Annotated in this window: 13 protein-coding genes; 2 read left to right on the top strand and 11 right to left on the bottom strand. The window is 33.3% G+C overall.

The window, feature by feature from the left end:
- Positions 1 to 290 precede the first annotated feature (290 nt).
- Positions 291 to 1,775 (top strand): serine hydrolase domain-containing protein, encoded by a 1,485-nt coding sequence (locus RT445_RS04155; protein ID WP_312507372.1) that lies wholly within the window; start codon positions 291 to 293, stop codon positions 1,773 to 1,775.
- A gap of 187 nt (positions 1,776 to 1,962) precedes the next feature.
- Entirely contained in the window at positions 1,963 to 2,178 is a 216-nt protein-coding gene (locus RT445_RS23665; RefSeq protein WP_396631778.1) for a YjcZ family sporulation protein, read from the top strand.
- Between the two features lie 774 nt (positions 2,179 to 2,952).
- On the opposite strand, the gene ltaS is transcribed toward RT445_RS23665, so the two are convergent.
- The 11 genes from ltaS to RT445_RS04095 form a co-directional block, all read right to left on the bottom strand.
- Positions 2,953 to 4,914 (bottom strand): lipoteichoic acid synthase, encoded by a 1,962-nt coding sequence (gene ltaS, locus RT445_RS04145; RefSeq protein WP_313469768.1) that lies wholly within the window; start codon positions 4,912 to 4,914, stop codon positions 2,953 to 2,955.
- 575 nt (positions 4,915 to 5,489) lie between these two features.
- Positions 5,490 to 6,233 (bottom strand): LytR/AlgR family response regulator transcription factor, encoded by a 744-nt coding sequence (locus RT445_RS04140; protein ID WP_274793988.1) that lies wholly within the window; start codon positions 6,231 to 6,233, stop codon positions 5,490 to 5,492.
- A gap of 9 nt (positions 6,234 to 6,242) precedes the next feature.
- On the bottom strand, positions 6,243 to 7,541 hold the full coding sequence (locus RT445_RS04135) for a sensor histidine kinase (protein ID WP_274793989.1): 1,299 nt from the start codon (positions 7,539 to 7,541) through the stop codon (positions 6,243 to 6,245).
- 100 nt (positions 7,542 to 7,641) lie between these two features.
- The gene (locus tag RT445_RS04130; RefSeq protein WP_274793990.1) at positions 7,642 to 7,773 is read right to left on the bottom strand and encodes a cyclic lactone autoinducer peptide; all 132 of its coding nucleotides are present in this window, start codon (positions 7,771 to 7,773) and stop codon (positions 7,642 to 7,644) included.
- Positions 7,774 to 7,775: 2 nt separating this feature from the next.
- Positions 7,776 to 8,378 (bottom strand): accessory gene regulator AgrB, encoded by a 603-nt coding sequence (locus RT445_RS04125; protein ID WP_274793991.1) that lies wholly within the window; start codon positions 8,376 to 8,378, stop codon positions 7,776 to 7,778.
- A 203-nt stretch (positions 8,379 to 8,581) separates the two neighbouring features.
- Positions 8,582 to 9,421: an ABC transporter permease gene (locus tag RT445_RS04120; RefSeq protein WP_274793992.1), complete on the bottom strand. Its 840-nt coding sequence runs from the start codon at positions 9,419 to 9,421 to the stop codon at positions 8,582 to 8,584.
- Between the two features lie 19 nt (positions 9,422 to 9,440).
- Positions 9,441 to 10,172: a SagB/ThcOx family dehydrogenase gene (locus RT445_RS04115; protein WP_274793993.1), complete on the bottom strand. Its 732-nt coding sequence runs from the start codon at positions 10,170 to 10,172 to the stop codon at positions 9,441 to 9,443.
- Between the two features lie 23 nt (positions 10,173 to 10,195).
- On the bottom strand, positions 10,196 to 11,029 hold the full coding sequence (locus RT445_RS04110) for a thiopeptide-type bacteriocin biosynthesis protein (protein ID WP_274793994.1): 834 nt from the start codon (positions 11,027 to 11,029) through the stop codon (positions 10,196 to 10,198).
- Between the two features lie 14 nt (positions 11,030 to 11,043).
- Positions 11,044 to 12,210 (bottom strand): hypothetical protein, encoded by a 1,167-nt coding sequence (locus RT445_RS04105; protein WP_312507374.1) that lies wholly within the window; start codon positions 12,208 to 12,210, stop codon positions 11,044 to 11,046.
- A 19-nt stretch (positions 12,211 to 12,229) separates the two neighbouring features.
- Positions 12,230 to 13,906, bottom strand: a complete 1,677-nt coding sequence (locus RT445_RS04100) for a YcaO-like family protein (protein WP_274793996.1) — start codon at positions 13,904 to 13,906, stop codon at positions 12,230 to 12,232.
- Entirely contained in the window at positions 13,906 to 15,330 is a 1,425-nt protein-coding gene (locus RT445_RS04095; protein WP_313469762.1) for a hypothetical protein, read from the bottom strand. Before RT445_RS04095 ends, RT445_RS04100 begins: the two co-directional genes overlap by 1 nt.
- Positions 15,331 to 15,335: the final 5 nt, after the last annotated feature.

Below are 15,335 nucleotides of genomic sequence, written 5' to 3'. Positions count from 1 at the left end.
AATGGGAGGCCTTCTACAAAATTTTAGATCCTTATTATGAAGCTAATAGAGACATCCTAATCTCAGCATCTAAACTAACAATAAATGGGCAAGTTGTACTTCCAGAACCAGAGCTAACTCAATAAATTTTTAAGGGCTCTCCTATTGATATAGGAGCAGCTCTTTTTGATGTGACGAAATTGTCATGTTATCCCTTAAATAGTCATGTTAATCGATGGTTTGACCATAATTTGCTTGTTATAGTAATCCATGTTGAAACAAACAAATTACATCTTAAGGAGAAAATCTACATGACAATGTTCATAAAAAAATTCGTGATGATGGCTGTAATGTTCGTATTTTTTACTTTCATACCCGAAGTAGTACAGGCAACATCGAGGGATACCATTCATAAAATTGACCAATTTATTGAGGAACAACAAAACATTAGTAAAATCCCAGGTCTTTCAGTCATCATTGTTGATAAGGGCGAAACCGTATATCAAAAGAGCTTTGGCTTTGCTGATACAGAAACAAAAACGCCTGTCACATCTGATACCCTTTTTGAGCTAGGGTCCACATCTAAAGCATTTACAGGGCTTGCTATTTTACAATTAGAAAAGCAAGGTTTGTTAAAACGATCAGATGATGTTCGAAAGTATATCCCGTGGTTAACATTAACCTTTAATGGCGAGGAACAGGTTATTACCATTCAGCAGTTATTGTCACATACCAGCGGAATTCCCTCAAATTCAATTACTCGGATTCCAGAAAGTACGGCTGATAACGCCCTTGAGCTAACGGTCAAAACATTACTGGACCAACAGCTAAATCGTAAACCAGGTAGTTCTTTTGAATATGCAACAATTAATTATGATGTCTTAGGATTAGTAATTGAACAAGTTTCAAAACAGCCATTTGATCGGTATATCCAACAAAAAATTTTACAGCCAATTGGTATGAATGAATCTTTTGTAGGAATTCACCAGGTACATTCTTCAAAAATGGCTTCTGGTTATAAAATAGGTCTGATGAAAGAACAGCCATACATACCACCTGTCTATCGCGGCAATATCCCTGCAGGCTATGTCATCAGTAACGCCAATGATATAGCGAGATGGTTAAAATTACAGTTAGGGAACAGTAGCATCTATTCTATCAGTAACCATGTAATACAAGAATCACATACTCCAGATCAAACAGTGGAGCCTTTTGATACCAATACTTATTATGCAAACGGTTGGGCCATTGTGGAGAAGGATAAAAAGCCATACATTTACCATGCTGGTGAAAACCCAACCTTTACCTCGTACTTCATCATGCAACCTGATGAACAAATAGGCGTAGCTATTTTAGCCAATATGAATACAAGCTTTACGACAGCGATTGGACAAGGTGTCATGGATATATGGGAAGGTAAAACGGTTCAAGGACAACATGTTAGTAGCTATCAAAAACTAGATAAAATCGTAACTATTATAAGTGCCTTCGTCATCGTAATCAGTATAATATTCTGTTATCTATTATTTAAAATTGCACAAAGATTTTATAAAAAACAACGTGAGGTCGCAACATTAAATTATAAGAGAATTTTCCTTATTTCTGTCCATATAGTAATTGTTGCTTTGCTAATGGCAGCTATATTTATAGTCCCAAATATTGTCGGCTTAAATTGGACATTTATAAAAGTTTGGGCACCTACTTCTATCACGGTATTATTGTATAGTACCATTATGGCAAGCTCCCTATATTTATTATTAGGTTTATCACTCACTGTTACTAAAAAGAATATCTAAGAAGATTTATTTTAAAGGAAAGCTTCCATTATGGAGTATGGTCTACATCAGTTCATCTGTGCTACCATTCACCATTGCCATTCTTGATCGGTTTTCTTTTGTCCAATATAGAATCATCGACTAGACGAAAACCCCCTCTCCTTTCAACGTCTTGACATACAATAAATTGAAGAAAGGAGAGGTCTTTATGGGATACTACGGAAATGCAGGCAATTATAATTGTTGTTACGGCGGCTATGGTCATGGCTATGCTGGAAGTTATGGTGGAGGCTATGGTAACGAGTATGGCGGTGGTTATTGCATGGACTATGGTAAGAATAATAGTTCACCATTCGTATTAATTGTTGTACTATTTATTCTGCTCATTATTGTAGGCGCAACATTCGTAGATAAAGAATATTAATTTTTAGCATCTTTCATTACTGGTAAGAAATCTCATATTCTAACGCAAAAGGGTCGCTGTCAGGTGACCCTTTTTATTTATAAAATTTACTTTCAGCCCGTCTCCCCTAGTAGCTTAAAACCATATGTTTATTTCAACAAAATCGTCAGAAAATGAAACGAACTACAACTTTGAAACGTAAATATACTTAAGTAAAGTTAGTAACTATTATTGAAAAAGGGGATGAGTTCCATGATCGAATGGTGGCAAAAAAGGAAAAAGAAAACGAGAAGAAACAGAAAGAGTTATAAAAAGTCCCCTCTAGTAGAATTATTTATTAACGTACTATTTTTGATACCTGAATTGTTTTTATTCCCATTCAGATTAATTTATTGGTTGTTAAGAGGGGTGGGAAGATTTATTGGAGAGGTCATTTAATTTTTTTCTTGAACTTGGATGCTGTGATCTCTTATTTTAATTGTTTTACACAAAAAACACTCAAAAACTTGTATTCATAAGATTTTGAGTGTTTTTTATTTTTCAAGGAGTGAATTTTGAATGGACAGCATCCTACTGTTTTTTTATATAGTAAATAAATGCATCAAATTGCTGTATCACGAGCCATCATAAATACCATATAAACTTATGCAAACAGCTGTTAGAGAGAACACCTTTTTATCTTCTTTCCAAAACAGCCCATACAAAAAGGCAATTCAAGAAAACGGTAAGATATCATAAGTTACTTAAACTTTTGAATATCCACCATATTTTCTTAAACTGCCCATTAAAAATCAATTAATTAGATTCTACAGTCGTGTTCTTAGTGTCTTTAGAGTAATTATACTTTGATGGATCTACAGGTGTATACCCTGTTGGTGTATAGAATCTCAATAAGTCACCATTGACGACTTGATCCGATAATTTTAGTTTATGATCTACTTCGTTTTTCATCGACTTAGCAAAGTCTAATTGACTATCATCTAGAGGCAAACCTGTTTTATTATCATAAAATTTTTCATTAATTGAATAAATCGTAGGACTAACAAAATCTCCATTTCTGAATGGTACGATTTCATCATGCTCTTCTGATAATAAATCAGAACCAAATTGAATGAAATTTTGCGTATCAATTCCTAGTAAATGCAATAACGTTGGAAGAAGATCTATTTGGCCACCATAAGTATGGTTAGTTCCACCTTGCATTCCTGGAACATGGATAAATAATGGTACGCGTTGCAAATTAGCACTTTCATAAGGTGTAATTTCTTTGCCAATCACTTGCTCCATTGCTCTATTATGATTATCTGAAATACCGTAATGGTCACCATAAAGAACAATCATCGAATTATCATATAGGCCCGACTCTTTTAATTGATTGAAGACCTGTTTGATTGCTTCATCTGCATAGCGTGCTGTTTGGAAATAATTATCAACACTTGCATCGCCAGTATTCGCTTTATCAATCGTTACTAAATCTTGACTCATTTTATACGGATAATGGTTACCTACTGTAATTAATTTTGTATAAAAAGGTTGTGGTAACGAACTTAAAAGACTTTGTGATTGTTCAAAGAACGGTTTATCTAACAAACCATATTCAGCCATATCACCTGAAGAACCAGTATTATAATAACTTGCATCAAAGAAATGCTCGTATCCAAAGGACTTATAAATCACATTTCGGTTCCAGAAGCTTCCGTTATTCCCATGGAATACAGCTGATGTATAACCATGATCTTTTAAAATGCTTGGAGCAGCCTGGTACGTATTTTGTGCTTTTGTAATATAAGCAGACCCTTGTGGTAACCCAAATAAAGAATTTTCTAGCATAAATTCAGCATCTGAAGTTTTACCCTGACCTGTTTGATGGAAGAAATTATCAAAATACATTGTATTCTTATCTTTTGTTAATGAGTTTAAAAATGGTGTAACTTCCTCACCGTTTAATTTATAGTTAATAAGAAAGTTTTGGAACGATTCTAAATGTAAATAGATAACGTTCATGCCTTTTGCTGCACCAAAATAGTCTGCATTAGGTTTGGCGTAATTAGATTTTGTATAATTAATTACTTCTGTCGTATCACTACTATCTGCCAAAGCTCTCTGTGAAGAAGCTTTCATAGTTTCTACTGAATCATAAATCGTATAGTTATACATCCCTAAATACTTCACAATATAGTTTCTATCAAAACCTCGTGTTAACAATTGTGGACGACTAGTTTCAGCTAGGCCTAAATTTACAATGGATACTGCTAATGCTAATGCAATAATTGCCGTTGCTTTTTTATACCCTACACGTTCAGTTTCTTTTTGTATTTTTCTTGAGAAACGTAGATAGAACATGACAAGAACATCCACAAAGAACAAGATATCATAAGGCTTAAGTAAAGAAAGAACACTACCACCTAAATCGCCAAAGTTCTGTGTTTGGAAAATTGTTGGTAATGTAATGAAATCACTAAAAAATCGGTAATAAACAATATTGGCATATAAAAGAATAGACATCAAAGTATAAACTATTACTAAAGATGAATATTTTCTTTTTCCTTTAAATAAAAACGAAAATCCTAGAAACAGCATGGCTGATCCTAGTGGGTTTAATAGTAAAAGGAATTGTTGAAGAGCTCCTTCTACACCTAGTTCAAATTGTGTTATTTGAGTGATATATGTTTTAATCCATAACATTAAAACAGCTATAAAATATATTCCTAAAAAGTTGTTGAATAGGTCATCTTTTTTACTTACTAGATTTTTCATTACTACACCTACCTTCTACTTATTAAATTAAAAATCTAGTTGTATATGAACGTAGACTATAAGTATTGTAATGCATTGCATTAGAAAAATGTTACTTCACAATAACTTTTTTTAGTAGCTAATGTATGGTACTCCCCATTTAGAAATCTGTCAAGTTGTTAACTAGCACTAAAGACAATTAGTATAAAAATTTCTAGTTACTGTAAATATCATCATAAAAAATACCCTGCAAATGTTAGCCTGTTGACTATTATTTACCGGGCAATATTAACTATCATATTCTTTTTATCTCCTTTCAGTTCAAGCATGCAATTGTTTCATTGCTGTGCACACTTTTTTTGTAGAAAGTTGAAATTTATTGCATGATCAACTAATTTATTTATCCTAGCCTATGTATATCTATTTACTGGATGCTCATGTATATTTTGATCATTTACTCACTTAAATATGGACAAATTTTTCTGCTAAACTTATTTATAAAAACAAAAAGCCATACAACCATTGTTGCTATATGGCTTTGCTAGAAATCCATGCAGAGAATTTTTGTGGCTCTTATTGAGTCTCTACACTATTTCTTATTCGCTATCATTCATTTCTAATTTTTTTTGTACAGCTTTAATCATTCGAGCAGACCCATAGCAAATTTCCCCATTTTTCATTAGAATTTCTTTGTTCTTAAAGTCAACTTCCTGTATATTGTCAATATTCACTACGAAAGAATTATGGCAACGAATGAAGCCTTCATACTCTTTCTCTACATCTTTCAACTTCCCATAGAACTCTACTTGGCGATTGTCCAAATGTAAAACAACTTTATGTAATGGGGAGGATTCAAAAAACATGATATCATCATAATTGACACTAATAATTTTATCTGCAATTCTCTGAACAAATTTTTTATTAGAAGTCCTGTTTGTTACTTGCTTTCTTTCATTTGCCACCTTCAAACAGCTAACAACTTTGCTCTGTATAGAATTAACATCATCTTTAATAATAAAATCCATCGCGGCTACCTTATAAATGAAATTTAAATAAGTAAGTTCGGAGTGAGTAGTGACAAAAACAATATCACCTGTTGGATCAATTTTTCTGATTTCCGCGCCAAGTGTGATGCCATTCATCTCATGATTCAAGTCGATATCAAGAAAATATAAACCTGATCGATTGCTCTCTTTTATATACGTTAATACTTCTTCTGGATTTGCGGTTGTTAGAACCAGTTGCATATCAAGGTTTTCAATCATAATATAATTAGAGACATACCTGGCTATCCTTTCTCTTTGTTCCTTTTGATCTTCACAGATAAAAACATCAATCATCTTGATCCCTCACTTTAAAATTACAATTTCCTGCTTAAAATAATTATCCTCTATCACTGTATCCAACCGTGTCTTATTTTCTTGATCTACCATTTTCTTCAGACTATTCAGCCCCAACCCTCGATTTTCTCCTTTTGTTGAGAAACCTTTTTCAAAATATTGAAAGAGCTTATGCCCAGTATCTCTAAACGTATTCCAAACCACAAAGGATACTGATTGTTCAAGTTCTACAAATCCAACTCGAACCATCCCCTTTTCTACTTCTTCTGCTGCTTCAATTGCATTGTCTAAAATAATTCCGATACAGCGGCACAGCAGTACACTATCCATATTCAGATCATGTATTTCGTTAGGACATTCAAAAACCACATCTATCCCCTTTTCCTGTGCAGTAATCAATTTGGAGGATACCAAACCTTTTACTTCAGGAATTTTAATTTGAGACAAACCCCTCATCTTAAAATCATTGTCACGAATCTCTTGACTGACACGCATTATATTGTCATTAAAATAGCTCTCTAAAGCTGTCATATCACGATTGGTGATGTATTCAGACATAGAAGACAGGATATTGATGTAATCATGGCGAAAAGTTCGCATTTCATAATAGTTTTTTTCCAGCTGTTCCGTGTACATTTGTATACTGTTTAGTTCAATTTCTTTTTCCCTCATCTCAAACTGCTTTCTGAAGGTATATACTAGAAACGACAAGCTGACAGCAAAAATAGCAAAATAGATAAATAAGTACATGGTATTCATCAATACCAGCGTATTTTGGTTTCCCGTTAATCTTACATACACAATCATTGTAAAATAAATCACATATGTAAAAAGCCCCAGGAAAGCTAAAATACGCTGTAAATTCCTGTCATTCTCATCCTTTTCAAAAATCCGAATATTCAATCTTTTCCAAAAAGTTATAAAGATAAGCCCAGTAATTAGGGTAATAAATTGATGAAGTAATATCACCGGAAAAATGGTTTCATTTGATTCTGAAACAGTACTAATCTCTAAGACTTTTCCCATAATAAAAGTTGTTAAATGATCAATCAGAATCATAGCAATCAATAAAATTGATGCGTCGTACAATGCAGGTATCCATTTTCGATAGGTATGCTTTAAAATAGCTAGAACAAATGCAAATATTAATAATGAACCAAAAATGTCTAAATAAGGATATAGCCAGGCCATCATTAAACTAAATAAGATGACTGCAATAATATTTTCCTTTTGAAAGAAACGTTTACCTAAAACAAAGCTTACCAAAATACAATAAATTGCTACTTGTATGAATGCTAATATAGTCAATCACTGACCCCTCATTTCTATATAGTAAACTTTCACTATATATTATACTATAGATCAGTAAATTGTAATATCAGGTAAATTTATACTTTTTGCTTAAAATCTACTTCTTTAATTCCTCTGGAATTTCTGGTTCAAAATTATACAACAAACAGAAATTCTCCACGCTTAACGCACCTACTCCAATAAATAGATTGATTAAACCTTCAGTAAACATTCTTTGAATTTTTTTCATTTTCATCTTCCTCTCTTATTTATTAATATTTTATATGTTATTGGAAGGATACAAATTACAGCTAGTAAACTTCCAAAAAATACTTGATTGATTACTACTTGTGAACTAGTACTAACCATAACTGCCACACATATCGAATAACCTATAATGGCTCTGTTTCTCAGCCTTGCTCTTAACACCTTATCGTTAATGCGGTTCTTTTCTGTATCTTGGGGGGCATACTTATAAAGACAGCTATATACAGCTAGAATAACAATCCAGATAATCGGTTCTGATAGTGAAATATCTGGTACCATTATCGGTAATATTCCGAATAGGAAAACACTTATTAAAGTGCAGGTACTACTTTTTTGAGCATGAATACCTCTAGCATTTAGCCTTATCAAGAAATAAGCACTGTGAAAAATAAATGTCAGCCAAATAGAATGAAGTAAAAATGCTGTCATATAAACTGGAATTGCTTTACCCATATTTATGAGGCAAACTTCAATACCTAATTTACACTTCAACTCTTGAATTCTAGTCAGGTTATGTCTTTTTTTTAATTTCCTAACCATATATTCTGACAACACTTCTTCTCTGAATCCTCTTAGCAAGACTTCCATTTTTACCCCTCCCTTGTTTTTCTTTACAATTATAGGATAACCTTCTTTACTCTATTATTATCAAAAGTATATTAGGTTATTCATTTCATTACATAAATGTTAAAAAAAAATAGGAAAATACACAGTTATGAGTATTTTCCTTACAATCATGATTTATTTTATACAAGCTACTAACTCATTACTTTCGAGTGGTTCCACCCTAGTTATACAAACTCAACTAAATATTTTGGATAAAGTGTAACCGCTTCACTGTACCCTTGGAGATCCATTCGATTTATACAGACTTTGTTTCTAGTTGGGAAAAATTCATTTTGCCGCATTTTATTATATAATTTGAATAACTGAATAAATAGAATTCTCTCTAAGAAGAAACACATCAGTAATTCTTCATGATGCATTATTGCTGCATTCTGCTCTCCTTCTAATGAAAACTTAGGAATCTCGAATTTGGTTGTATTAATTAATGGACCTATCTCCAAACTATTTTCCTGACAGCTCAATGCCAGTACATAGTTTGCAAAAGAGTCTATTTGAGTTGTCTCTACAATTTTCTTTTGTGTTCCAATTAGCAAATCAATATTGTTCTGTTGTTTCTCATCGTATACAGTTTGAATAAACGGTGATTTTTCCAGAAACTCTTGAACATTTGGGAATTTATCTTCTAAAAAGACTTGAACGTTAAATATTTTCCCCGTCTCAATAATTTTTTCTGCAAAAATCACGTATTCACTAATCGCTTCTGTTGATATAAAATACGGGGTAAAGAATTCCGTATAGCTTCTAACTAGATTCAAAAGATCTCTAGATTTTTGTTTTTCATAGAAAGTAAACAGTTTAGAATCCTTTTCCAACAGTTGCTTCCCAAGCCTATTCTCCGAACTGTCTGTTGTTTCATCTATACCATGATAGACAATTTCTTTTAATTTATTAAACTCCATATCTTTGACTTTAAAAGCCATGACGGTTTCTAATGTTACACAATCCTGAATCATAAAGAAATCGTTGACTTTTTTTACTTGATATTTCAATTTTAAGCAATACATATTCCATCTCAGCTCCTTTCTAGCCTAAAAGAAATGCATACAAAGATGTTTGATTATCTCTCAAAAGTCTTGATAACTCAATATCATAAAAACCGCCTAAGGGTACACTTTCCAATCCTAGATAGTTCGCTACTAACTGAATATTCTGTCCAATATGTCCAGCCTCTTGTTGCACCAACTTGTACGAGATATCTGTATACTTCCCAGAGATCTCCGACATGTCACAACTTAATGCAATAGCGAACTGTGCTGTATTAGCAAGATACTTTTGAATAAATACGTTACTGATTTCATTCCACGGCTGATATTGTTTAACCAATAACTTATGAGTATCACTATTCAGCCGCATAATATTTCCCTGCTCTATTAAATCAATATCTACCAATTGCTCGTTGAATAAAAAGTAAATGTTGACATAATACTGTGCCCCACCGGAAGGGTATGTACGACTCTCTCTATCTCCGCCAATCATAGCCAATTGAGCAAATTGTGCCATTAACTTTCTATCAACCTTTACCTTGGCTTTGAATGGTTCCCTTGCCGAATATCTTGTAGCTAAAATTCTTTCAAATAAATTTTCTTGGTCAACTGTATAATCCAAATCAATTAGTGGATAATTACCATTTCCCTGTATTTCCCTCGGTCTGTGAGCATATACTTGAGTATTGGTGAATTCAGGTTCATTAATCGACATCATATGATAATCCATGAATTTTTTTTCAATATTCCGCTCACCTTTAAAGTTCCACAAATTAAACTCCCCCTTTTAAGAAATCATCCAGCTTTAAGGAAAGCATCTGAGAAAATGAATTCAAATTCCGGAGAAACGCCTAATCGATTATTCAGCATATGAAGATGAGAGATGACTATATAAAAGGCGTACTCTGGCTCGTAAGTCGTTTGACATAGTTTTATTTGGGCAAGCAATGACTTAAAAACCTTGAGATACGGCTGATAGATTGCAGTCGCAAGTTCTCCCTTTTTCAAGCTACTAATTCTGTTGCTAATCACTTTGTATAAATTCTCCGAAGTCTTATTCTTAGAAAATTGTGTCCATATTTCTCGATACGCAAGGAACATTGTCTCATGCTTCTCAATATATCCTAATTCTTCAGCAACTTCTGTACAGAGGTACATGAGATCAATTGCTAATACATAACGTTGATTTCGGTTTAGCTTTTGAATAATTTGCCCAGCAAATCTTGACGAGTGTACAAACATTTCTTCGGACAGTCCCATCGCTTTCTCTCCCCCATAACGGTTAAGCTCTGGTACATAATCAATTGTTTGAATTGAAAAATTCGGATATGGAGCAGTTGGTTTAATGCCTTCTGTCTGTACAATCGCATCATCATATGAAATAGGTTGGAACGTATGATTCTTATGCTTTTGATGAAATCTCTCCAGTAATTGATTTAAATCTTTTTCAAATTTATCTGCTACTTCAGGTTCTGTTTGGTATCTCAATCGGATATGAGGACCCCCATCCCAATAGCGAATGAAGAAATATCGAACCTTTTCTTCATCTAAATAAGGCAACAGACAATCTTTTAAAAATTCCTCAATTAATAGATAATCATGAATGAATAAGTGTTTAGATATCCACATACTACTACTCCCCTTTATTTTAAAAATATACTGTGACTTGTATTCCAGCTCTTAAAAAGATTTAATGAGTAGCCAATCTGTTTATTTTCTTCTAAATTGAATTTCTCTTTTATTGTAGTGTCATTATAATTTTTAATCCCACGAGCAGCTAATCCATATTTCGCTGCAATAATGGATAAACGTTGAGCAAAATGACCAATCTTCAAAAACATTTCATCATAATCTTGTCCCGTATTTTCAAATGTAAAGAAGAACCAATAATTCATTCCCTCTAGATTAGTGAAATCTTGATATTCATGTAACATCTTCTTATACATAAATTTTTCATTGGGTTGAATAAATTCACACTTTTCTCCAATCTTGTAAAACCCGCTTCTGAAATCAGTAATATTATCTATAAAACTCCACAAACCTATTTCAGGATAGTCTTGCACAGCTACTTGACACTCCTTCAATAACTGACGATGAGTATCAGCAGACAAAATCTTTCTTACGACTGCGTCACCTCGAATATTTTGCTCCGATACCCTTTTCCTGAAAAATTCTGTTTCTGGTTGCTCTTTTATATCTTCTGTACTCAAATGATATTCTTGATCCATAGCTATTTCTAAAACAAGAGGAATTGTGACAAATTCACGTGGTTTCTCCAACGAAATCGTTGTTAGTCTACGATGCCGAATTTGATGACCATTTAAAACAAAGTCAAGATTATAGAGATAGTGGCCTGTATTCAGTAAACCTAGCATCGTTGAAAAATCACCATAGATTTTTTGGAGCTGACGATTATCATTTACTATGACTAGATAGTCTTTTTCAGCATTCAATCCTTTAAAATACTCTTGCTTATACACATAAATTTTGTCTGTTAATGCATTGTAAACAAACATATGTGTCTTATGGACAAACACCAATTTGAGACTATCAATATTTCTAGCTTTTGGAGAAAAAGAGTGGAAATAGTATTTGCTGAAAAAATCTATCCGTTGTATCATTTCTAAATAATAGTAGAGATCATAAATAATCGAACTCCAGCCATCACTTTTTCCAAGCTCTTTCAAAAATTTCATGTCAATCACATCTATATGATTTTTAAACAACAAATCTCCATCAATTTTTGCAGCAGACAATGTTTGCTTATAACGATCCTCCCCGAATCGTTCTAAATAATGTTGATCAATCATCCTTATTCCTCCCATTCATTTATGGAAATGGATGCGGTGTCTTTTCTATCCAGTCTTTATCTAACTTCCCTTTCTTCTTAAACTGAATAGCCTTTTCAATACGCTGATTTACGACTCGTCTATTTTGATGTCCAAAGGTCATCGTCAGCATACCAGGTACTATATATTTTACGTTCACAAATCCTGCAGAAAATAAATTCGGATTCTCTGTCTTAGCCCGATACGCTTTACCAGAGATGATGACCAATTGCTCTTCAAGCGCTCGAACAACCTCTAAAAATTTCCCTTGATATGTTGTATACCCTGCTTCTAATTGCTCGAAGGAAGAAACCATTTCAGTATCTAATGCAAATTTAAATGCATTTTTCATTTCCTTATTTGAATAAAGAAGCAAATGGTCTTCCAACCTGTGAACGGATTGAGGATTCTTCAACAATTGTCTTTTTCTAGTCTGATATTCCTGATTATTGAATACATTTGTAAAAACAGTAATCGCTGTTGTAGCCTCAATCAATGCTCGTTCTATAGACTCTTCCAAGTCAAAAGAGGCAGCTGCAGCTGTATAGAAGGCCATTTCATTTTCCTTAGGCTCCTTCTTTTCTAATAACACCCAGATTGTCGGGATTCTCACTTCCATAGATATATCAAACAAATGAACACGGATATCTTTTCGCTTGAGAGATTCTAGATAAGCCTGTATTTTTGTAGAATAAATGCTTGATTCATCAATTCTGACAGGTGGAATCTGTCCATACCATGTAGCTAAAAAAGCATCTCTTTCAATTAGTTCTAGCATCGCATGCAGACTCGCTTCAGCCTCTGTTGAACCGAGAGCACTACCATTGGAGCTTTCATAAATATATCTCTTTTCATCAGAAACAACATGAGAATTGTAATAAATCAACTGCTCGGGAATTAAAACTTCTTTTTCACTGTGCAATGCCCAAACTTTTTCATAGTTTAAAGGCTGATCTTCTGTATAATTCTCTGGATTACCATAATCGCATTGTGTCATTACTTCACTCAGCGTAAGATCAATAATTTCACAATCCTTTTCTCGTATCGCGTTTTTTTGTTTTTTATAAGGAAACGCTGTAGCATAACGCTCCAACGATTCCAGAATAGAAATATATTTTGATTTTTCAAAAGTCCCTGTTCGACCATAGGAAAGCATTGAAATCCCCTTATACAGTACCTCGGTCTGTACCATCGGTGTCCCATAGGAATCTCCTGAACGCGTTAATGCATTCACAATCGACGATGGATGCGCATAGATTAACCTCTTGTTTTTTTCAATTTTCTCCCGAACCTTTTCAAAGCTCAGTTGTCGGTTATCTTTTGGATCGAAAATCGTATCCAATTCAATGGGCTGATTCGAACTTGTGTTTACATTACACTCACAATCTCCTCGCTTGAAGGTTGCTTTCGCCTGAATTTCCAATGTATCCCGATTGAGCTCATATAGGAACGGTTCATTACTTTTTTCAAGCTTCTGAACAAGCATAGCGATTAATTCAGATTCTAGCTGGTTTGGCTGATCCTCTAGCCAACCGAAATACTGTTGATAGCATTTTAATTCTTTTGTTCGCTCTTTATAGCAGTTGAAACAAAAGGAAGAGTCATTCTGTGATGAATGAATAAAAATATACTTTTGGTTTATCAGAATTGTAGTAGCTGCAATTGTTTGTATGGACATTACTCCACCTCCAAAAGTTCATATTCAAAACCATTTTCATCGAGAATTTTTCCCACAGTAGTTTGCTGTCCGCTTACTTGTTTTTCTTGAATAGATATGTTCCAATTTAAAGAACCATCTTCCTTGAATCGGAACTCATTTAAATCTACAGATTTAAAGAATGACTCTTTGACAGATACATCGTTTTTATACATACTAATCCAAGTCAGTATGACTGTTGTCAGCTGAGCAGCTGTTCTTACAGGGATTTGGAAAATTAGTGTCTCTGAATCGTTATTTACAACATATAAGTAATACCCTCCACCTACACAAGACTGGAGATAGAAATTTACTGATAGCTTTTCTTGATTCAGTAAACTACTGATAAGGTCGGATTCCTCTAACTCATTCAAATCTAATCTGAAAAGTTCTCCTGTCTTATCGTGTTGGGTACTATATATGATTTTTTCCTGTTGCTTCAGTAAAAGTTCTTTTGAATAACTGTTTTTTAGGATCTCAAGAAATGCTGCTTCTGCAAGAAATTGTGCCAGCCTTTCATAAGAAATATCTGCGAAATAGTAATTTTCTTCGTCCTCTGTTTGTACAGTAATAACCTGCAATGGAGATTGGTTGTAATTGAAATATGCTTTATCATTATTAAAGGAAACGATCTTTGAATCATATTTCTTTACAAAGATTTCAAGCGAATTAAAATTCTTTATAGCGTCTTGATGCGTCCGTCCAGAAAATTGATAATCCACTTTTTCAATTCCGTCAAAAGCAACTTTTCTTTCAACTTCCATCATAGTATTTATATTGAATACAGGGAAATTTTTACCAATAGCGGATATAATGGCGCTATAAAATAGGAAACCTGACAGAAGTTTCTCTGAAATATCCTCTGCTGATACCTCTTCAAAATTCCTATGGTTTCTTGTTGAAACCCAGATTCTTTCTCCTTTTTTTCCAATATGATATTTTGCAACAATTTTTCCATCTGTCAGGACTTCAATATTCTCTACATTTGTAATTTCACTTTTAATTTGATTCTCTTCCAACAATTCTTTTAGGCAAGTTGCACCAAAAAACGATTGGGGAATATTTACACAGATTTTTTCAATTTCTTTTAGACCTTTTTCCACGGATAGACAATGCTCTTCTACCCATGGCAAATAGATACTGCTTTTGTGAATGTTATAGATTTCCGGATCAACCAGATAAAAAATATGTTTTTCTATAAGAAACTGAGTCAATTTCCTATAGCGCATAAACTCTTCAAACAGTTCTGTTTCTTCACTTCCTTGGTATGCCTTACTAATCAAAGAAGTAATGTTTTCATATTCAGAAACGCTCAATTTTAATTTTATTTTTTCGTTTGGCCCATATATAAATAAATCTGGTTCATTATAGTGATATCGAATATTTCTTCTAGCTTTAATAATCATAATAA

Source organism: Lysinibacillus sp., assembly GCF_032093475.1.
In the GTDB taxonomy this organism is placed as follows: domain Bacteria; phylum Bacillota; class Bacilli; order Bacillales_A; family Planococcaceae; genus Lysinibacillus; species Lysinibacillus irui.
Note: the sequence above shows the minus strand (reverse complement) of the source record. Positions and strands in the feature narration are given on the sequence as shown.